We start from the raw sequence: 17,469 nt of genomic DNA on the forward strand, positions 1-17,469 counted from the left end.
GCGACCGGCCACGACGAACTCGCGGCCGGCATCGAGCAGTTCCCCGCACCCCCTGAGTCGCCCCTACTTCCCCGTGAACTTCTCGTACTCCGCGAGCACATCCTCCGTGGGCCCGTCCAGGCGGAGCTCCCCCCGCTCCAGCCACAGCACCCGGTCGCACGTGTCCCGGATCGACTTGTTGTTGTGGCTCACCAGGAACACGGTGCCCGCGTGCTTGCGCAACTCCCGGATCCGCTCCTCGGAGCGCTTCTGGAAGGAGCGGTCCCCCGTGGCGAGAGCCTCGTCGATCATCAGCACGTCGTGGTCCTTGGCCGCCGCGATGGAGAACCGCAGCCGCGCCGCCATCCCGGAGGAGTACGTCCGCATCGGGAGGGTGATGAAGTCGCCCTTCTCGTTGATGCCGGAGAAGTCGACGATCTCCTGGTAGCGCTCCTTGACCTGCTCGCGGGACATGCCCATGGCGAGTCCGCCGAGGTAGACGTTCCGCTCACCCGTGAGGTCGCTCATCAGGGCCGCGTTGACGCCGAGCAGCGAGGGCTGACCGTCGGTGTAGATCTTGCCGTTCTCCACCGGAAGGAGGCCGGCGACCGCCTTGAGCAGGGTGGACTTGCCCGAGCCGTTGGTGCCGATCAGACCGATGGCCTCGCCGCGGTAGGCGGTGAAGGACACGTCCTTGACGGCGTGCACCTTGCGTACGCCCGCGGCCTTCTCGGCCTGCCCCCGCCGCAGCATGCGGTTGAGCGCGGCGGTGGCGCTGCCTCGTCCTGCACCGGTGCCGTTGACCCGGTAGACGATGTCCACGTGGTCGGCGACGACGGTGGGGACGAGCGCGTCGGCGCTGCCGGCCGCGTCCTGGGGCCGGGCGTCCTGCATGAGGGTGTCAGCCATGTCAGCCACGTCCGTACGTCTCCTCGGCCTTCCAGAAGTAGATGAAGCCGCCGACTCCGGCGACCAGCGCCCAGCCGGTCGCCAGCGCCCACACGTGGTGCGGCAGCTGGTGGGCGTGGAAGCTGTCGATCAGCGCGTAGCGCGTCAGGTCGATGTAGACGGCGGCCGGGTTGCTCTCCAGCGCGACCATCGCCCAGTGCGGCATGTGGCTGTGCTTGAGGGTCGAGGCGATGCTCCACATGACACCGGAGACGTACATCCAGGTGCGCAGCACGAACGGCATGAGCTGCGCGATGTCCGGCGTCTTGGCGCCCATCCGCGCCATGATCATCGCCACGCCCGCGTTGAAGACGAACTGCAGCGTCAGGATCGGCACGACGAGCAGCCACGACGCGCTCACGGGAATGCCGAAGCAGAGCAGGATGACGACCAGCGCGGCCATCGAGAACAGCAGCTGCTGGAGCTGCTGGATGGCGTACGACACCGGCAGCGCGGCCCGCGGGAAGTGCAGGGCTCGGACCAGGCCGAGGCTGCCGGAGATCGCCCGGGTGCCCGCCATGATCGAGCTCTGTGTGAAGGTCCAGATGAAGACACCGGTGACCAGGAACGGGACGAAGTCCGGCACGCCGTGCTTGGTGCCGAGCAGCACACCGAAGATGAAGTAGTAGACCGCCGCGTTCAGCAGCGGGTTCATGACCTGCCAGACCTGGCCGAGCTTCGCCTGGCTGTACTGGGCCGTGAGCTTGGCGGTGGCGAAGGCGGTGATGAAGTGGCGCCGTGCCCACAGCTGGCGGATGTACTCCGGCAGGGTCGGGCGGGCGCCACTGACCGTGAGGCCGTACCGGGCGGCGAGCGCCGCGGGATCGTCGGTGGGGGGAACCGACGTCGGCGGTGTGTGGAGGACCTGGCTCACATCCGCTGCTTTCGCTCGGGGGGTGGGATGCGCGGGCCGTCCTTGACGTTTCTTAACTGCGGCTTTGCCAGCTTCTTACGTCGGGACGGGACCGTATCGTCGCAACGCGAGACTATGGCTTCTCGACGTCGGAACGCAACCGTTTCGTCGTAACGCCCTATGCTGGAAGGCATGACGACGAACGCCGACACCACGAGTGCCGCCGCGAACGCGGGGAGTGCTGCCGGGAAGGCCCCGCGTCGTAGGGCTCCGGCGGGGGCGGCCGTGCTGCGCGAGGACGTGACCGAGGCGATCCGGGCCGCCGTCTTCGAGGAGCTCGCGGCCGTCGGCTACGCCCGCATGTCCATCGAGGGCATCGCGCGCCGCGCGGGCGTCGGCAAGACGGCGGTGTACCGGCGATGGCGTTCGAAACTGCACCTGGTGCTCGACCTGGTCTCCGCCATCGCGATCCAGGGACTGCCCGCCCCTGACACGGGCTCCCTGGAGGGCGACCTGCGCCTGCTGTACGAGGTCACCTCCCGTGCGCTGCGCCACCCCGTGGCCGGCCAGATCATCCCGGACCTCCAGGCGGAGGCGGCCCGCAACCCCGACATCGCGGACGCCATGCAGAAGGCGCTGCGGGAAGGCCAGCAGTCAGTGGCGAGCGGGATCGTCGCGGCGGCGGCCGCGCGGGGCGAGGTGCGCGAGGGAATCGACCAGGAACTCGCGCTCGACCTCATGTCGGGCCCGCTGTACTGGCGGGCGGTGGTGGTCCGCGGGCCCAAGTTGCCGAAGGGGTACCTGGCGAGCCTGGCCCGGGCCACGGCGGCGGCGCTGCGGGCGGTGTGAGGGCGCCTGTCCGACGGGCGGGCGGGTTCAGGCGCCCGCCGAAGGGCGCTCAGGCCGCGTGCTGTCCCTCCTCGCGGCCCTTGAGAAGGGCGCTGCCCGCGCCGAGGGAGACGGCTCCCATGCCGACCGCCGTCGCGACGCCCTGCGCGCCGTCGACGACGCACGGGGCGACCGCGGCGACGACGAGGTCGAACAGGAACAGGAACAGGAACAGGAACAGGAACAGGAACAGGAACAGGAACAGGAACCAGAGGGCCGGCTTTGACGACAGGAGCGCCCTCCCGAACCCCTGGCGCAGTGGGCTGCACCTCACCAGGTCACCTGTTCGTCCACGGCGGCTGCCGTTCGCCTAACCTGTGGCCATGCGAGAGACGGTGCGGCAGGCCGCGCGGGCCACGGCCGGCCTCGTCATGTCCGCCGTGCTGGCCTTCGGCACGATCCTCTTCATCACCGTGCTGCTGATCACGGCCACGCTGACGCTCGCGGTCGTCGGCGCCGGGCTGCTGCCCGAGACGGTGCTGCTGATCCGGCGGATCGCCGGGGCCAAGCGGAACCTGGTGGCCCGGTGGACGGGCAAGGCGATCCCCGAGGCCTACCAGCCCATCGAGGGCCCGCTGCGGCAACGACTGCGCACGGCGGTCCGCGGCCCCGGCACGCTCGGCGACTTCCGCTGGATGGTCTCCCACTACGTCTACGGCTTCCTCGGACTGCTCACCGTCCCGCTGTGGCTACTGGGCCTGCCCGTCGACGGCGTACGACAGGGGCTGCTCGGCCGCTCCCCGCTCGTCCTGCCGCTGATCGGCCGGCTCGCGGACCTCGACGCCGCCTGGTCCACCGCCCTGCTCAAGCCCTCACCGGAGGCGCTGCTCGCCGTCCGGATCGAGGAGCTGACCGAGACCCGGGCCGGTGCGATCGCCGCGCACGGCGCCGAACTGCGCCGCATCGAGCGCGACCTGCACGACGGCACACAGGCCCGGCTGGTCTCCCTGTCGATGCGCATCGGTATCGCCAAACGGGCCTACGAACGCGACCCGGAGACCGCGCTCAGACTTCTCGAGGACGCGCAGAGCCAGGCCGAGGAGGCGCTGACCGAGCTGCGCCACGTCGTCCGCGGCATCCATCCGCCGATCCTCACCGACCGGGGACTGGCAGGCGCCGTACGGGCGCTCGCCGCGAGCAGCGGGCTGGACGTCACCGTGGTCGTGGACGGCCTGGAGGACGGGGCGCGGAGCGGGTCCCGGGCCCCGGCGGCGGTCGAGGCGGCGGCGTACTTCGTGGTCGCCGAGTCGCTGACGAACGCGGCCAAGCACAGCGGATCCGAGTGCGCCGAGGTACGGCTGGTCCGCAACCGGGGCGGGCTGAGCGTCCGGGTCGCCGACGAGGGACAGGGTGGAGCCGACCAGGGGGGTGGCTCCGGGCTGCTCGGTATGCAGCGACGCGTGGCCGCGCTCGACGGGACCCTGCTGATGACCAGCCCCGTCGGGGGGCCGACCGTGATCGAGGTGGAGCTGCCGTGCGTGTGGTGACCGGGACAGTGGAGACGAGGCCGCCGTGCGTGTGGTGATCGCCGAGGACAACGCCCTCCTGCGGGAGGGGATGGTGCTGCTGCTGACCTCCGCCGGGCACGAGGTCGTGGCCGTCGCGGGCAGCGGCCCCGAGGTGCTGCCCGCCCTCCTCGCGCACCGGCCGGACATCGCCGTGCTCGACGTCCGGATGCCGCCGGGCTTCCGCGACGAGGGCTTGCGCGCGGCCCTGGAGGCACGCAAGGAGATGCCCGGTCTGCCGGTGCTCGTGCTCTCCCAGTACGTCGAGGAGTCGTACGCCGCCGAGCTGCTCGGCGGTGGTGCGAGCGGGGTCGGCTATCTGCTCAAGGACCGGGTGGGCCGGGTGGACGAGTTCCTCGACGCGCTCGACCGGGTCGCGACGGGCGGTACGGCTCTCGACCCCGAGGTCGTCACCGAGCTGCTCACCCGGCGCCGTGACGATCCGGTCGACACGCTCACGCCCCGCGAGCGCGAGGTTCTGAAACTGATGGCCGAAGGCCGCGACAACACGACCATCGCCAAGACGCTGGTCGTCACGGAACGGGCCGTCAGCAAGCACATCGGCAACGTCTTCCTGAAGCTGGGCCTGCCGCCGAGCGACAGCGGCCACCGCCGGGTGCTCGCGGTCCTGGCGTACCTCAACAGGGACGCGTGAGCCGTACCCGGTACACACCGGGTTTGCGTGGGCTCCCGGCGGCCGGCACTCACCCCGCCAGCCGCCGGGCCAGCCCGACGAGTTCGGCCGCTCTCAGCACCCGCCCGCCGAACCCCGGCAACGGCACGTGCAGCGCCGCCACCCACGGCCCCGGAATTCCCTCCACCCCGTGGACGGCTCCGGCCAGCCCACCCGTGACGGCGGCGACGGTGTCCGTGTCGCCGCCGAGATCGACGGCGGCCCGCACGGCGTCCTCGTAGGAGCCCGTGCTCCGCACCGCCCACAGGGCGGACCCGAGACAGGGCCACACCGCCCCGTTGAACTCTGTGGCCTGATCGGGGTGCCAGGCGTCGGCGAGAACGACGGCGTACCGAGCCCGATGGTCGGGATGCACGGCCTCCAGGACGTCCGGTACGGCGGTGACGGGATCGCCGCCGTCGAGCGCGACCCGGATCAGCTCGTGGAAGATCGCGGTGCCTTCCCACGCCGCGCGGTCGCCGTGGGTGAGTGCGGCGATGCGGCGGCCGGCCTCCATGGTGGCGTCCCGGCCCTGCCGCGCGAAGTACACGGCGGACGTGGCCGCCCGCATCAACGCCCCGTTCCCGGCCGCCCGTTGGCTGACCTGGAAGTGCAGGGCGGCGGCGAGGTCCCAGGGGTCGTTGCCGGTGAGTACGGCCTCGGTCTGCAGGCCGATGTCCTTGGGGTCGGCGGCGGCCCAGCGCCGGAATCTGCGGAAGATGTCGGGGAGTTCGAGGGCGTCATGGTCCGTCAGGGACTCGCCGACCAGCACCGCCATCTGTGTGTCGTCGGTCGCCTCGCCCGGGTCCCAGCCGCCCCCTCCGCACATTTCCCCGCCCTGCCCGGCGGTGGGGAAGCGGGCCGAGAACGCTCCCTCGGGCCCGAACTCGAAGGGCGCGCCGAGGGCGTCTCCCACGGCGGAGCCGAGAACGGTGCCGACGGCGCGTTCTTGAGGGCGGGTCATGGGGTCAGCGCGGTGCGGGAGCGTCCGGGGCGCAGCCGCGGAGGGTGTGGGCGATGACGTGCTCCAGGTCCCTGTCCAGGGTTTCGCTGGGCAGGGTGTCGCTGACGGCGAGCCGTGCGAAGCCGTTGAGGGTGCTGAAGATCGGGGTGGCGATGGCTTCCAGGGGTCCTTCGCGGACCTCGCCCCTGCGCTGGGCCTCCGTGATGAGTTCCGCGGCCAGGCCCCCCATGCTGTGGGCGGCCGTGACCAGGGCCTCGGACGCCTCCGGGTCGTGCTTGACCGCGAACATGAGGTCCAGGAGTTCCGCGTTGGCGGTGGCGAAGCCCACGTAGGTACGGGCCAGGGCGCCGAGCCGGTCGGCGAAGGACTCGCTCACGGTCTCCTGCGACGCGGTCAGGGTGGCCAGGAGCCGTTCGAAGCCGGCCAGGGCCAGCGCGTCCAGCAGGGCCTGCTTGTCCTTGAAGTGCCGGCTCGGGGCCGCGTGGCTGACGCCCAGGTCGCGGGCCAGTTCGCGCAGGGACAGGGCCCCGGGGCCCTTCTCCTCGAGTGTTTCCTCGGCGCGGGTCAGCAGTGCGGCGCGCAGGTCTCCATGGTGGTAGCGGCGAGGGCGGGTCTGCATGCCCGACAGTCTATCCGGTATGTAACCGGCGACTACATTGTTGGCGCTGTCAGCTTTGTTGGCATCGCCATCATTGTTGTCGTTGACATCATTGTTGTCGGCGTCTACATTCAGGGCATGGCTACCAAGCACTCAGCTGACCGGAACAGCAAGTGGAACGCGGGCGACATCGGTGATCAGCGCGGCCGTACGGCCGTGGTCACCGGCGCCAACAGCGGGCTCGGCATCGCCACCGTCGACGCCCTCGCCCGGGCCGGCGCCCATGTCGTCCTCGCCGTACGGGACCCGCAGCGCGGTGAGGCCGCCGCCCGCACCGTCAACGGAAGCGTCGAGGTGCGCCGACTGGACCTCGCGGACCTCGCGTCCGTGCGTGAGTTCGCCGCGTCCTGGCGGGGCGAACTCGATCTGCTGATCAACAACGCGGGCGTCATGAACATCCCCGAGGCCGGCACGAAGGACGGCTTCGAGATGCAGTTCGGGACCAACCACCTGGGGCACTTCGCCCTGACGAATCTGCTGCTGCCGTACCTCACCGACCGGGTGGTCACCGTGTCCTCGGGGGCGCACAAGATGCCCGGCAGCCCCCGCATCCACTTCGAGAACCTGAACCTGACCGGCGAGTACTCGCCCGTCGCCGCCTACAGCCAGTCCAAGCTCGCCAATCTCCTGTTCACCCTGGAGCTCCAGAGCCGGCTGGCCGCCGCGGGTTCGTCCGTACGGGCCCTCGCCGCGCACCCCGGCTGGGCCGCCACCGGTCTCCAGGGCCGGGACGCCAGCGTGCTGCGGCGCACGCTGATGGCGGTGGGCAACCGGTTCATCGCCCAGGACAACAAGGCCGGTGCCCTGCCCACGCTGTACGCCGCGACGCAGGACCTGCCCGGCGCCAGTTATGTGGGACCCGACGGGCTCGGCGAGATGCGCGGCGCGCCGACACTGGTCGGGCGCTCGGCCGCGGCCAGCGACCCGGTGTCCGCGGTCCGGCTGTGGGCGGCCTCCGAGGAACTGACCGGCGTCACCTTTCCCCGGCTGGAATCCGAGCAGAGCCAGGGCCGGACCCCGCAGACCGTCTCGGTCTAGGTCCGGCCCGCCGGACAGGACCTGGACCGACAGGACCTGGACCGACGGGCCCTACGAGCGCGCCGCGCCGGGGTGCAGCCGTACCCACCCCGCCCATGCCGACGTGATCATGTCCTGCACGTCGTACTTCGCCTTCCAGCCCAGTTCCACCGCGATGCGGTCGGCGGAGGCGACGACGCGCGCCGGGTCGCCGGGGCGGCGCGGTGTGGTCACCGCGGGACGGTCGTAGCCGGTGATCGCGTTGATCCGGTCGATCATCTCGCGGACGGAAACGCCTTCCCCACGGCCGATGTTGAGGGTCAGGTCCCGCCCGGGCGAGGCCTCCAGGGCGCGGGCCGCGGCCACGTGGGCCTCCGCCAGGTCCACCACGTGGATGTAGTCCCGAACACACGTCCCGTCGGGCGTCGGGTAGTCGTCACCGAAGATGCGCGGCGGCGCGTCCTGCGTGAGCTTCTCGAAGACCATGGGGACGAGGTTGAAGACACCGACGTCGGCGAGTTCGGGGGTCGCCGCCCCCGCCACGTTGAAGTAGCGCAGCGACGCCGTGGACAGGCCCGTGGCGCGGCCCGTCGCACGGACCAGCCACTCGCCCGCCAGCTTCGTCTCGCCGTACGGGCTCATGGGTGCGCAGGGGGTTTCCTCCGTCACCAGGTTGACGTCCGGCATGCCGTAGACCGCGGCGGAGGAGGAGAACACGAAGGAGCCGACGGACGTCGCCGTCACCGCCTCCAGGAGAACCCGCAGGCCCTCGACGTTCTCGCGGTAGTAGTGCAGCGGGAGGTCGACGGACTCACCGACCTGCTTCTTCGCCGCGAGGTGGACCACGCCGGTGATCGCGTGCTCCTCGATCGTGCGGGCCAGCAGCTCGGCGTCCAGCGTCGAGCCGACCACCAGCGGTACGTCGGAGGGGACCCGCTCGGCGATGCCCGTGGACAGGTCGTCGTAGACCACGGCCTGCTCGCCCGCGTCCCGCATCGCGCGCACCACGTGCGCCCCGATGTAGCCGGCGCCGCCGGTGATCAGCCAGGTCATGAACGGTCGTCCCCTCGGGAGTGTGATCGGTGTGAGGTCGGTGTGAGTCGGTGTGAGTCGGTGTGAGCTCGAGGTGAGATCGATGTGCCGTTGTGACATCAGTGAAGCAGGCGCTTGAGCCGACGGCGTACCACGTCGGTCATCCCTCGCAGTCCGGGCGCCAGACGCAGCGCCAGCGCCCCCGCGTGGGTGCGGTACGGCTGCACCAACAGGACGCCGTACCGCAGGTTCGGGACCGCGCGGCGACGCAGCAGGCCCCCGCCGCCGACCGCGTGCGCGGTGACGTCCCGGCTCGAACCGTCACGGTAGTGAACCCGCAGCCGCAGGTCCCAGGTGCCCGAGCCCAGCGCCGACAGGTCCACCGGCAGCTCGCCCGACCAGGTGGCCCGGTCCGCGTCCTGGGTCAGCTCGACCGACAGGCTCAGCCCGATCCGCTCCTCGTCCCGGTGCGTGAACTCCACGTCCGCCGAGGCCGGACCGGCCTCCGCGAGCCGTCCGTACAGGTCGTGCAGGCGCAGCCGCAGCCGTGCCGCACGCGCGCGGGGACGCAGTTCCGCGTCGACCGCGGCGGGCAGCACATGCGCGGGGCGTTGCAGGTAGTGGTCCAGCGTGACCTGGGGGAGGTCGTCCGACCAGACCGGCGTGCCGTCGGCGGCGCGGGCGTACGGCGGGCGCAACCGGGCCGGGCGGGCGGCGAGTTCCTTGAGGCGCGGCAGGTCGCGGGGCTCCTCGGAGGCGAGCACGACACGGGCGATCAGCCGGCCGGGGGCGGTCGGGTTGACGGTGAAGTCGCTTGCGTCGAACGTCGACAGATACGTGCGCGTGAGCTCCCACCAGGCCCGCCGGTAGTCGGCGTCGCGCAACTCCAACTCGCGGGCGTACATGCGCAGTTCATGGTCGAGGAACTTCGCGTTGGCGGCCCGGGCGAGCTGCTTCTCGCCGGCGTTGAGCAGGATCTCGTAGGCGGTGCGGTGCGCCGCGGTGCGGGAGCGCCAGTTCTCGATGTCCGCGCGGTCCAGCGAGATCGACAACTGCTGGGCGCCGCGCCGCACATGCCACACGTACACCGTGTCGGGGATCAGCGCGATGCGCGGCCCGGCGGCCAGCACGCGCGCGGTGAACACGAAGTCCTCGTACGGGTGACGGCCCTCGGGGAAGCGGATCGCGTGTTCACGAAGGAAGTCGGTTCGGTACAGCTTGTTGACGCACAGCGTGTCGTGGACCAGACGGGGCCGCTGCGTCGGGTGGGAGACCAGCGCGGGCTTCGCGTAGAGGTCGCGCTCCCAGGGGATCTCGCGGCCCGAGGGCAGTTCGCGGCGTACGCACAGACCCGCCGCGACCTCCGTGCGCTGTTCCCGTGCCACTTCGAGCAGCGCGTCCACGGCGCCCGGCGGCAGCACGTCGTCGCTGTCCAGGAACATCACGTACGGGGCGGTCGCCGCGTCGATCCCGTCGTTGCGGGGGCTCCCGCAGCCGCCGCTGTTCTCCGGGCGGCGTATGACCTTCACGCGCGGCTCATCGGCGGCGAGGCGGTCGAGGAGGTCGGCGCTCCCGTCGGTCGAGCGGTCGTCGACGGCCAGTACCTCCCGGACGGCCGGGCCCTGAGCGAGTGCCGAACGCACCGCTTCCGTCACGTGGTCGGCGTCGTTGTAACCGATGACGACGACACAGACCTGCGAGTGGTGAGGTTTCATAGGATCCACGGGCCGAAATCGTAGGGCTTGACAGTAATTATCCGTTAAGAGGTACTTAGTGTCCGGTCCGGAAGACGGCAGGAATCGGGTCGGGGTTCCGTTTCTGCGCGTCGTTTTTCGGCCGATCCACCACGAGCACGGGAAGTCCGGAGTGCCAGAGCCGGGTGAAGGACAGCACCGCCGCGGCCGCCAGCAGACCGTTGCGGATGAGCATCAGCAAACAGCCCGTCCAGGTGCTGTCGATGACCTCCCCGTACAGGGCAGGGTAGGCGACGGAGCTTACCGCCGTCGCCGCGACGACGAGCGCCGCCACCGGGCGCTGTGTGGTGTGCCGCGATGTCAGGCACACGGCGGCCAGACCGAGCAGCCACACCATGTACTGGGGGCTGATCACCCGGCTCGTCACCGTGAACATCAGCACGGCGGCGAGTGCGGCGTCGTACGGGGTCGCCGCCGTCCAGTGCCGTGCGCGCACCCGCCACAGCAGCAGCAGCGCGAAGGAGACGGCCGTCAGGGCGAGCGAGAGGGTCGCGACCGTCTGGACGTGGGGGCCCACGAACTCCATCGCGCCGTACTGGTAGCGCACGCTGCCCGGCCAGCCCGCGTGGCGCGCGAAGCCGAGCACCGTGCCGCCGAGCGACTCGATCTGCACGCCCCGGCCGCCCTGCTGGCGCAGGAAGTCGAAGGGGTCGCTGAAGGCCGTCGCGAGGACGGTGAGCAGGGTGACCGCCGTGAGCGCCGCCGACGTCCAGGCCTCCCGGGTGGTACGGCCCCGGGGTGTGCCGATGAGGACGAGTGCGGGCCAGACCTTCACCAGGGCGCCGAGCGCGGCGAACGCGCCGCCCGCGCGCGGGGAGCGCTTCAGTGCCAGCAGGGAGACGACGGCGAACGCCGTGACCTGTACGTCGTAGCGGGCGAGCGGGATGTGCAGCAGCAACGGCAGGCCCAGCGTCCACAGTGCCGCGCCGCGCAGGCTGCGGCCGGGTCTGCTGCCCGCGCGTGCCAGGGCCAGCACGATCACGGCGTCCGCGACCAGCGTCAGGGCCACGAAGGCGTGCGGGTACGTCAGGCCCGGCAGAAGCCCGGGCGAGAGCAGTACGGGGCCCGCGCCCGGCGGGTACTGCCACAGCCGGTCGCCTGCCGGATAGGCGCCGTGCGACAGGGTCTCGTACCAGCGGAAATAGAGGTGACTCACCTCGCGGGAGACCCCGCCGCCGCCCAGCACGGAGAGGTCGTCGTGCGCGAGCAGCCACAGCATCAGCGCGCGGGTCGCCATCCAGGCGGCGGCGAGGGGGAGCAGACGGGATCGGCCTCGGGGGCTCAGGTAAGCGCTCATCAAGCCCGGATCGTAAGCTCTCGGATGCCTCACAAGAACTGATACGCCATCAAAGGTTAACGAAGGTCAGTTAATAGTAAGAAATGGTACATGGGGGAAAGCGTGCTAATGAAACAGTCCGGCGTCGGCCGCCGGCAGGCTCCGGACGTCTCGGGGGCCTCGGCCGAGCCCGTGGCGCGGGTCGTCGCCGTGGTGCTGCCCGTGCTCGTCATGCTCACACTCGGGCTCTGGAGGCTCGACCGCGGGGGCATGTGGCGTGACGAGGCGGCCACCTACCAGGTCGCGCGGCGCTCGGTTCCGCAGATCTGGCATCTGTTGCACCACGTCGACGCGGTGCACGGCCTGTACTACCTCTTCATGCATCTCGTCCTCGCCCCCGCCCCCGGCGAGGTCGCCCTGCGCCTGCCCTCGGTCGTCGGCGCCGCCACGACCGCGGGTCTCGTCGCCGCCCTCGGGATCCGTCTGTGCAACCCCCGCGTCGGCCTCTGGGCGGGACTGCTGTACGCGGTCACACCCCTGACCGGGCACTTCGCCCAGGAGGGCCGTTCGTACGCCCTGGTCGCGGCCGGGGCGACGGCGGCGACCCTGCTCCTCGTGCGGGCCCTGCGCGGGGGCAGGGGCTGGTGGGCGTACGGCGTGACCGTCGCCGTCACCTGCCTGCTGCACGAGTTCGCCTTACTCCTCCTGCTCGCGCACGGGACGACCCTGGCGCTGACGCGGATGCCGTGGCGGGTGTGGTGGCGATGGGGCATCGCGGCGGGGGTCACGTTGCTCGTCCTGGCGCCGCTCGCGCTCGTCTCCCACCGGCAGTCGGCGCAGGTGGCATGGCTGGCGGTGCCGAACCGCGAGAGCGTGGACAACCTGATGCACGCGTTCCTCAGCCAGGCCCAACTGGTGTTCGTGCCCTACGTGTTCCTGATCGCACTCGCCCTGTGGCGCCCGTTCCCGCGACGCGGCGAGCCGAACCTCGTGTCGGTCGCCCTGCCGCTGCTGCTGGTCCCGCCGGCGGTCCTGATCGCGGTCTCCCGCTTCCGGCCGCTGTACGACGAGCGGTATGTGCTCTACGCGCTGGCGGGGGCACCGCTGCTGGCCGCGGCGGGGGCGGAGCGGCTGACCGGGTGGGTGTCCCGGCTGCCCAGCGCCGCGGCTCCCCGCCTCGTCGCCCTCGCCGGTGTCCTCGCCATCTCCCTCGTCCTCGCCGTCCAGTTCCCCCTGCTCCGCAAGGACCGCGACCCCGCACACCGTCCCGACAACCTCGCCGCCGTCTCCGCCGCCGCCGGTCGCGAACTACGGCCCGGTGATCCGGTGTTGTACCTGCCGTCGCTCACACGTCGCTCGGCGCTGGCCTATCCGGCGGGCTTCCGCGGGGTGCGCGACGTCGCCCTGAAGACGTCCGCCATAGCGTCCGGGACGCTGTACGGGACGGAAGTGGGCCCGCGCGAACTGCGCAGCCGGCTCGAGCGGCTCGACCGGGTGTGGCTGGTGTGCGAACCGTTCGTGTTCCGGCCGCACTGGCATCCGGACACCCAGGTCGCGACCGAGGCGACCAAACGCGCCGTACTCGCCAAGGAATTCACCCTGCGCGAGCAGGTTGTCCGCAGGGGTGTCACCCTTCGCCTGTACGTACGCCACCGCTAGCACCGTCCGGCGTACGTAAGCCGCAGCCAGGACCTGTCCGGCGGATCGGACCCTAGGGGACGTCCGCGCCGGCCGCGTCCAGGGCTGCGGGGTCGAGCGTCGCCGCGTCCAGTGCCGCCGTGAGCCGGTCGAGCCGCGCCTGCAGCTCCCGGATCTCCTCGAGGTTCGCGCCCGTCGCCGCGGCGATCCGGCGCGGTACGAGCAGCGCACGCTCGCGCAGGGCCGTGCCCTCGTCCGTGAGATGGACGTGCACGGAGCGCTCATCCGCCGCACTGCGCTCCCGCCGCACCAGACCGGCCGTCTCCAGCCGCTTGAGCAGCGGGGACAGCGTCCCGGAGTCGAGCCGCAGATGCTCGCCGACCTTCTTCACGGGCAGCTCGCCGTGTTCCCACAGCACCAGCATCACCAGGTACTGGGGGTAGGTGAGCCCGAGGTCCTTGAGGATCACCCGGTACACGCCCCCGAAGGCGCGCGAGGCGGCGTTCAGGGAGAAGCAGATCTGCTGGTCGAGACGGAGGTAGTCCCCGTCGGGCGGGGCCTGGGTGCTCGGGGTCGGCATGGCGGTCATGACTCCAGGATAGCTCTTGTCCATCATTAAGTTGTGCACAATTGAATTGCGTGCTCTAATTGAGGCCGTGAGGCGGTCGGACCGGCCGCCCCGGCAAGACCTTGACTTGAGAGGGATGGTCCCCATGGACGCGCTCTACACCGCTGTCGCCACCGCCACCCACGGCCGTGACGGCCGCGCCGTCAGCTCCGACAACAAGCTCGACATCCAGCTGGCGGTTCCGGTGGAGATGGGTGGCAGCGGAAAGGGCACCAACCCCGAGCAGCTGTTTGCCGCCGGTTACGCCGCCTGTTTCGCCAGCGCCCTCGGCGTCGTCGGCCGCATGGCGAAGGTCGACGTCAGCGAGGCCGCGGTGACCGGCGAGGTGACCATCGGCAAGCAGGGCGAGGGCTTCGGCCTGGCCGTCACGCTCCGCGTGGAGCTGCCCGACTCCGTGGACGAGGCCACCGGCCGCAAGCTGGTCGAGCAGGCCCACCAGGTCTGCCCCTACTCCAACGCCACCCGCGGCAACATCCCGGTCGAGCTCGTCATCGAGTAGTTCGGGAGCGAGTGGTCCAGAGGCTGTGACGTCGCTCAGTACCCGCGCCCCGTCAGGGGTGCGGGGCTGTGGCATGTGCGGTTTTGCCGCGTCCACTCCGCGGAGCGACCCTCGCGAGGACCTCGCCCGTGCGCCGGCTCCAATCCACCACCGTCGCCTCCTCCGGCACCCGGCTCCACCGCGTCAGCAACAGCCATCGCACGTGATACCGCCGCACCACCGCGGAGCGCCGCGCCGGCGTCGACGCGGGGTCGAGGTATCCCCGGACGGCCGCGAGCCGCCGCACCCGCTCCCGTTCGTCCAGTCCCGCGTCCGGCCACACGGGCGCGGCCAGGTTCGGGCCGTAGCCCGGGATCAGACGGGAGGCGTAGTACCCGTCGGCGATCACCACTTCGCCGGGCTTGATGTGCCGCGCCGCCCAGTCGTACGAGGGCCAGCGCGGCGGCTGGTCGAAACTCACCGGATCGAGTGAACGCGGTACGACGGCACCGGCCTGCACCGTGAGGAAGCCGACGCAGGCGCCGACGGCCGTCACCACCCCCAGCGCCCGCCGCCACACCGGCCACGGCCGCGCCGCCACCAGCTCGATCGCGAGCGCGAACTGCGGCGCCACGAGCGCGAGTCCCAGGATCCTGCCGTAGCTGTAGTGCCCGCTGACCCAGCCGTACGCCACCACCAGGCAGTCCAGTGCGAACATCAGCACCAGTGGGTCCCGCCGGGAGCGCCGCGCGCGCAGCCACAGCGCCGGTACCCCGATCAGCGCCAGCCAGAAGTGTCCGGGCACCCCCTCGTACAGCCGCCGGTGCATCGCGTCCGTGCTGTGGTCCCCGGGCAGCGTGAGGACGTCGAAGTACGGCCAGAGGTGGGCGACCATCAGCGCCGCCGCCCCCGTGATCGCCCACCGGGCCGCCACGGCCGCCCGCCATCCCTGCTGCCACCCGGCCACGAACGCCACCGCCCCGAGCGCCGCCGCCGACGCGGTGATCGGATGGACGAGCAGGATCAGGCCGTAAAGGACGCCGAGCCCCTTGTACCCGGACAGGCTCCGCAGCCCGCTCGGGCCGACGTACCGGACCGGGCCGCCGATCCCTCCCGCGAGCGTGCCCGTGAGCGCCCACGCCCAGAAGGTGAGTCCGATGGCGAACGTCGATGGATAGCCGAGGTTGCCCGTCATCGACATCAGCCCGAGGTAGCCGCTCGACCAGGCGCGCTCGGTGCCCCACAGCAGCACCATCGCGAGCAGCGCGCACACCGGCGCCCAGGGGCGGCGGGGCGCCAGGACGCGCACGAAGCGGCCGATCCCCGTCAGCAGCACCAGCAGGTTCAGCGGCGTCGAGAGCCGGACCACCTCCCAGCCCGCGAGGCCCGTCAGCCGGGCGAAGGCGCCCTGGGCCACGGTGTACGGGGAGTAGAAGGGGCTGCCCTCGCCCGGCAGGTCCGCCGTCGGATGGGCGGGATGCAGGAGGTTCGCCTTGAGGCGCTCGACGACCGCCGCGTGCTGGCCGAAGTCGCAGCACATCGGCACCCGCCAGGAGGCGAGGCACAGCACCAGCCAGAACAGTCCGCCGAAGACCTGATAGGGCGTGGGGTGCCAGGGGGTGCCGCCGCGCAGCGCGCTCGCGCCACGGGCGGTCCGCCGGACGGGGAGGTCGACCTCGGTCTGAGCTGTTCGGGTCATTTGTCGTATATGCCCACCGAGGCCGACGGCTTTGCCGAACTTCACCTCATCGAGCGACTCATCGAGCGACTCCGGCGTCCAGCCCGGCGCCCGTCCCGGCGCCCGTCCCGGCGCCCGTCCCGGCGCCCGTCCCGGTGTCCATCGCGGTGTCCATCGCGGTGTTCGGCTCCGCGTCCGTCCGAAGCGGGCCCGGCACCGTGTCGAGACCCCGCACCCGCGGCCGTAGGACCTGTTCCAGCAGCAGCGGAAGTCCCACCACCGGCAGCACCCACGCCAGCACGATCAGCCGGTCGCCGTAGATGTCGATGTCGGGGTGTCCGGCCTGGTTGAGGACGCCGGTGAGCGCGCCCGCGACCAGGAACACCCCGAAGGCCGGACGATGCCGCAGCGCGCCCCAGGCCCCGGCCAGCAGGGCCGTCGGGAAGAACGGCTGCCAGAGTTCACGACGCAGCCACTCCACCCAGAAGTCGACCTCCAGGCTGAGGAAATCCGACCACGGCCGGCTGCGGTCGGGCCGGGAGAAGTGGGCCGTGAGCAGGTCCTGGAGGGACTCCGACTCGGACGGGTGGCCCAGCACCTTCGCCGCGAGCAGGGTGACGGCGACCCCGCAGGCCGCCACCACCCCCACCTCCCGCAACGGCCGTGCGAGCCTCCGCAGCGGTTGCCGTGGTCCGCCGCGCCGGATGCCGAGCACCGCGCAGGCGCCCGCCAGGCACAGCCCGAGGAACAGCGCCTGCGAGGGCTTGACGGCGAAGAGCGCGGCCAGGGACCCGCCGACCAGCACGGTCGCGGCCCGCGTCCGGCCCTCCAGAGCGAGTGCGCAGCCCCACAACGCCGCCAGTGTCAGGGTCAGCAGCAGGCCCTCGGTCATGGGCCGCATGGCGGTCGTGCCGCACGGCAGGACGTAGAAGAGGGCCTGTCCGGTCAGCGCGGCGAGGGTGGGGGCGCACAGGGTGCGCAGCACCAGGAAGGCGAGTACGCCCCCGGTGACCGTGATGAGGACACTCGACGTCCACAGGCCCCACTTCACGCCGAGGACGGTGATGAAGGGGACCAGGAAGACCGGGTAGCCGGGGCGCGCCTCGAAGATCCGCAGGAAGCGCGGCGGCATGAACGGCACGGTGTGGCCCGCCGTCTGCCCGGCGCTCAGCCGCTTCGACACCCAGCCCCGCTGGTCGCGCCGGCACTCCTCGACGACCCGCCCGGCGGGGCTCGGCTCACGGAAGTGGACGACGTTGACGCTCTGGTCGCGGCGCGCGATGGACGCCCGGCCGGCACAGGCGTAGTCGATGGTGGCCGTGGCCGCCTCGTGCTTGCTCGCGCCGCGCGGACTCAGGGCGTACGAGAGGTAGTTCCTGGTGTCGGGGGTGTCGCGGCCGGTGACGTTCGCGAGCTGGAGCAGGGCGAAGACGGCGGCCAGGACGACCACCCAGAACCGGGGCGGGCGCGGCTTCACGAACGGGCCGACGACGGTCATGA

At 71.5% G+C, this 17,469-nt stretch carries 17 protein-coding genes; 6 read left to right on the forward strand and 11 right to left on the reverse strand.

Going from position 1 to position 17,469, the window contains the following annotated elements; all coding sequences use genetic code 11:
- Positions 1–63: 63 nt before the first annotated feature.
- Entirely contained in the window at positions 64–873 is an 810-nt protein-coding gene (locus ACIRA5_RS28795; RefSeq protein ID WP_403695834.1) for an ABC transporter ATP-binding protein, read from the reverse strand.
- Between the two features lie 16 nt (positions 874–889).
- On the reverse strand, positions 890–1,801 hold the full coding sequence (locus ACIRA5_RS28800; RefSeq protein WP_403695245.1) for an ABC transporter permease: 912 nt from the start codon (positions 1,799–1,801) through the stop codon (positions 890–892).
- Positions 1,802–1,972: 171 nt separating this feature from the next.
- Here ACIRA5_RS28800 and ACIRA5_RS28805 point away from each other — a divergent pair, with 171 nt between their 5' ends.
- The gene (locus ACIRA5_RS28805) at positions 1,973–2,629 is read left to right on the forward strand and encodes a TetR/AcrR family transcriptional regulator (RefSeq protein ID WP_403695247.1); all 657 of its coding nucleotides are present in this window, start codon (positions 1,973–1,975) and stop codon (positions 2,627–2,629) included.
- Between the two features lie 49 nt (positions 2,630–2,678).
- Here ACIRA5_RS28805 and ACIRA5_RS28810 read toward each other — a convergent pair whose 3' ends face one another.
- Positions 2,679–2,942 (reverse strand): hypothetical protein, encoded by a 264-nt coding sequence (locus ACIRA5_RS28810; RefSeq protein WP_403695250.1) that lies wholly within the window; start codon positions 2,940–2,942, stop codon positions 2,679–2,681.
- A 49-nt stretch (positions 2,943–2,991) separates the two neighbouring features.
- Here ACIRA5_RS28810 and ACIRA5_RS28815 point away from each other — a divergent pair, with 49 nt between their 5' ends.
- The gene (locus ACIRA5_RS28815) at positions 2,992–4,155 is read left to right on the forward strand and encodes a histidine kinase (protein ID WP_403695252.1); all 1,164 of its coding nucleotides are present in this window, start codon (positions 2,992–2,994) and stop codon (positions 4,153–4,155) included.
- 25 nt (positions 4,156–4,180) lie between these two features.
- Positions 4,181–4,828, forward strand: a complete 648-nt coding sequence (locus tag ACIRA5_RS28820; protein ID WP_403695254.1) for a response regulator — start codon at positions 4,181–4,183, stop codon at positions 4,826–4,828.
- 49 nt (positions 4,829–4,877) lie between these two features.
- On the opposite strand, the gene ACIRA5_RS28825 is transcribed toward ACIRA5_RS28820, so the two are convergent.
- Positions 4,878–5,810 carry an ADP-ribosylglycohydrolase family protein gene (locus ACIRA5_RS28825; RefSeq protein WP_403695256.1) on the reverse strand — a complete coding sequence of 311 codons (933 nt, stop codon included), beginning with the start codon at positions 5,808–5,810 and terminating at the stop codon, positions 4,878–4,880.
- Between the two features lie 4 nt (positions 5,811–5,814).
- A complete protein-coding gene (locus tag ACIRA5_RS28830) occupies positions 5,815–6,429 on the reverse strand; it encodes a TetR/AcrR family transcriptional regulator (protein ID WP_403695258.1) in 615 nt (204 codons plus the stop codon).
- A 117-nt stretch (positions 6,430–6,546) separates the two neighbouring features.
- Here ACIRA5_RS28830 and ACIRA5_RS28835 point away from each other — a divergent pair, with 117 nt between their 5' ends.
- A complete protein-coding gene (locus ACIRA5_RS28835; protein WP_403695261.1) occupies positions 6,547–7,506 on the forward strand; it encodes an oxidoreductase in 960 nt (319 codons plus the stop codon).
- Positions 7,507–7,557: 51 nt separating this feature from the next.
- Here the strand turns inward: ACIRA5_RS28835 and galE are convergent, their stop codons facing one another.
- The 3 genes from galE to ACIRA5_RS28850 form a co-directional block, all read right to left on the reverse strand.
- A complete protein-coding gene (galE, locus tag ACIRA5_RS28840; protein ID WP_403695263.1) occupies positions 7,558–8,538 on the reverse strand; it encodes a UDP-glucose 4-epimerase GalE in 981 nt (326 codons plus the stop codon).
- 98 nt (positions 8,539–8,636) lie between these two features.
- A complete protein-coding gene (locus tag ACIRA5_RS28845) occupies positions 8,637–10,232 on the reverse strand; it encodes a glycosyltransferase (protein WP_403695836.1) in 1,596 nt (531 codons plus the stop codon).
- Between the two features lie 55 nt (positions 10,233–10,287).
- The gene (locus ACIRA5_RS28850) at positions 10,288–11,568 is read right to left on the reverse strand and encodes a glycosyltransferase 87 family protein (RefSeq protein ID WP_403695264.1); all 1,281 of its coding nucleotides are present in this window, start codon (positions 11,566–11,568) and stop codon (positions 10,288–10,290) included.
- A 108-nt stretch (positions 11,569–11,676) separates the two neighbouring features.
- On the opposite strand from ACIRA5_RS28850, the gene ACIRA5_RS28855 reads away from it, so the two are divergent.
- The gene (locus ACIRA5_RS28855; protein WP_403695266.1) at positions 11,677–13,206 is read left to right on the forward strand and encodes a glycosyltransferase family 39 protein; all 1,530 of its coding nucleotides are present in this window, start codon (positions 11,677–11,679) and stop codon (positions 13,204–13,206) included.
- A gap of 52 nt (positions 13,207–13,258) precedes the next feature.
- On the opposite strand, the gene ACIRA5_RS28860 is transcribed toward ACIRA5_RS28855, so the two are convergent.
- A complete protein-coding gene (locus ACIRA5_RS28860) occupies positions 13,259–13,774 on the reverse strand; it encodes a MarR family winged helix-turn-helix transcriptional regulator (protein WP_403695269.1) in 516 nt (171 codons plus the stop codon).
- Positions 13,775–13,898: 124 nt separating this feature from the next.
- Between ACIRA5_RS28860 and ACIRA5_RS28865 the strand changes: the two genes are divergently transcribed.
- The gene (locus ACIRA5_RS28865) at positions 13,899–14,312 is read left to right on the forward strand and encodes an organic hydroperoxide resistance protein (protein WP_403695271.1); all 414 of its coding nucleotides are present in this window, start codon (positions 13,899–13,901) and stop codon (positions 14,310–14,312) included.
- Between the two features lie 52 nt (positions 14,313–14,364).
- Here ACIRA5_RS28865 and ACIRA5_RS28870 read toward each other — a convergent pair whose 3' ends face one another.
- Together ACIRA5_RS28870 and ACIRA5_RS28875 are read right to left on the reverse strand one after the other, a co-directional pair.
- Positions 14,365–15,990: a hypothetical protein gene (locus ACIRA5_RS28870; RefSeq protein ID WP_403695274.1), complete on the reverse strand. Its 1,626-nt coding sequence runs from the start codon at positions 15,988–15,990 to the stop codon at positions 14,365–14,367.
- Positions 15,991–16,048: 58 nt separating this feature from the next.
- Positions 16,049–17,467, reverse strand: a complete 1,419-nt coding sequence (locus tag ACIRA5_RS28875; RefSeq protein WP_403695837.1) for a hypothetical protein — start codon at positions 17,465–17,467, stop codon at positions 16,049–16,051.
- Between the last annotated feature and the right edge of the window lie 2 nt (positions 17,468–17,469).

It is taken from the genome of Streptomyces sp. NPDC096311, assembly GCF_044763085.1.
In the GTDB taxonomy this organism is placed as follows: Bacteria; Actinomycetota; Actinomycetes; order Streptomycetales; family Streptomycetaceae; genus Streptomyces.

What these genes read in the sequence shown, in the direction of transcription:
- ACIRA5_RS28795 (WP_403695834.1), bottom strand. Translation starts at nt 873, where the DNA reads ATGCAGGACGCCCGGCCCCAGGACGCGGCCGGCAGCGCCGACGCGCTC.
- ACIRA5_RS28805 (WP_403695247.1), top strand. Translation starts at nt 1,973, where the DNA reads ATGACGACGAACGCCGACACCACGAGTGCCGCCGCGAACGCGGGGAGT.
- ACIRA5_RS28815 (WP_403695252.1), top strand. Translation starts at nt 2,992, where the DNA reads ATGCGAGAGACGGTGCGGCAGGCCGCGCGGGCCACGGCCGGCCTCGTC.
- ACIRA5_RS28825 (WP_403695256.1), bottom strand. Translation starts at nt 5,810, where the DNA reads ATGACCCGCCCTCAAGAACGCGCCGTCGGCACCGTTCTCGGCTCCGCC.
- ACIRA5_RS28830 (WP_403695258.1), bottom strand. Translation starts at nt 6,429, where the DNA reads ATGCAGACCCGCCCTCGCCGCTACCACCATGGAGACCTGCGCGCCGCA.
- ACIRA5_RS28835 (WP_403695261.1), top strand. Translation starts at nt 6,547, where the DNA reads ATGGCTACCAAGCACTCAGCTGACCGGAACAGCAAGTGGAACGCGGGC.
- galE (WP_403695263.1), bottom strand. Translation starts at nt 8,538, where the DNA reads ATGACCTGGCTGATCACCGGCGGCGCCGGCTACATCGGGGCGCACGTG.
- ACIRA5_RS28845 (WP_403695836.1), bottom strand. Translation starts at nt 10,232, where the DNA reads ATGAAACCTCACCACTCGCAGGTCTGTGTCGTCGTCATCGGTTACAAC.
- ACIRA5_RS28850 (WP_403695264.1), bottom strand. Translation starts at nt 11,568, where the DNA reads ATGAGCGCTTACCTGAGCCCCCGAGGCCGATCCCGTCTGCTCCCCCTC.
- ACIRA5_RS28855 (WP_403695266.1), top strand. Translation starts at nt 11,677, where the DNA reads ATGAAACAGTCCGGCGTCGGCCGCCGGCAGGCTCCGGACGTCTCGGGG.
- ACIRA5_RS28860 (WP_403695269.1), bottom strand. Translation starts at nt 13,774, where the DNA reads ATGACCGCCATGCCGACCCCGAGCACCCAGGCCCCGCCCGACGGGGAC.
- ACIRA5_RS28865 (WP_403695271.1), top strand. Translation starts at nt 13,899, where the DNA reads ATGGACGCGCTCTACACCGCTGTCGCCACCGCCACCCACGGCCGTGAC.
- ACIRA5_RS28870 (WP_403695274.1), bottom strand. Translation starts at nt 15,990, where the DNA reads ATGACCCGAACAGCTCAGACCGAGGTCGACCTCCCCGTCCGGCGGACC.
- ACIRA5_RS28875 (WP_403695837.1), bottom strand. Translation starts at nt 17,467, where the DNA reads ATGACCGTCGTCGGCCCGTTCGTGAAGCCGCGCCCGCCCCGGTTCTGG.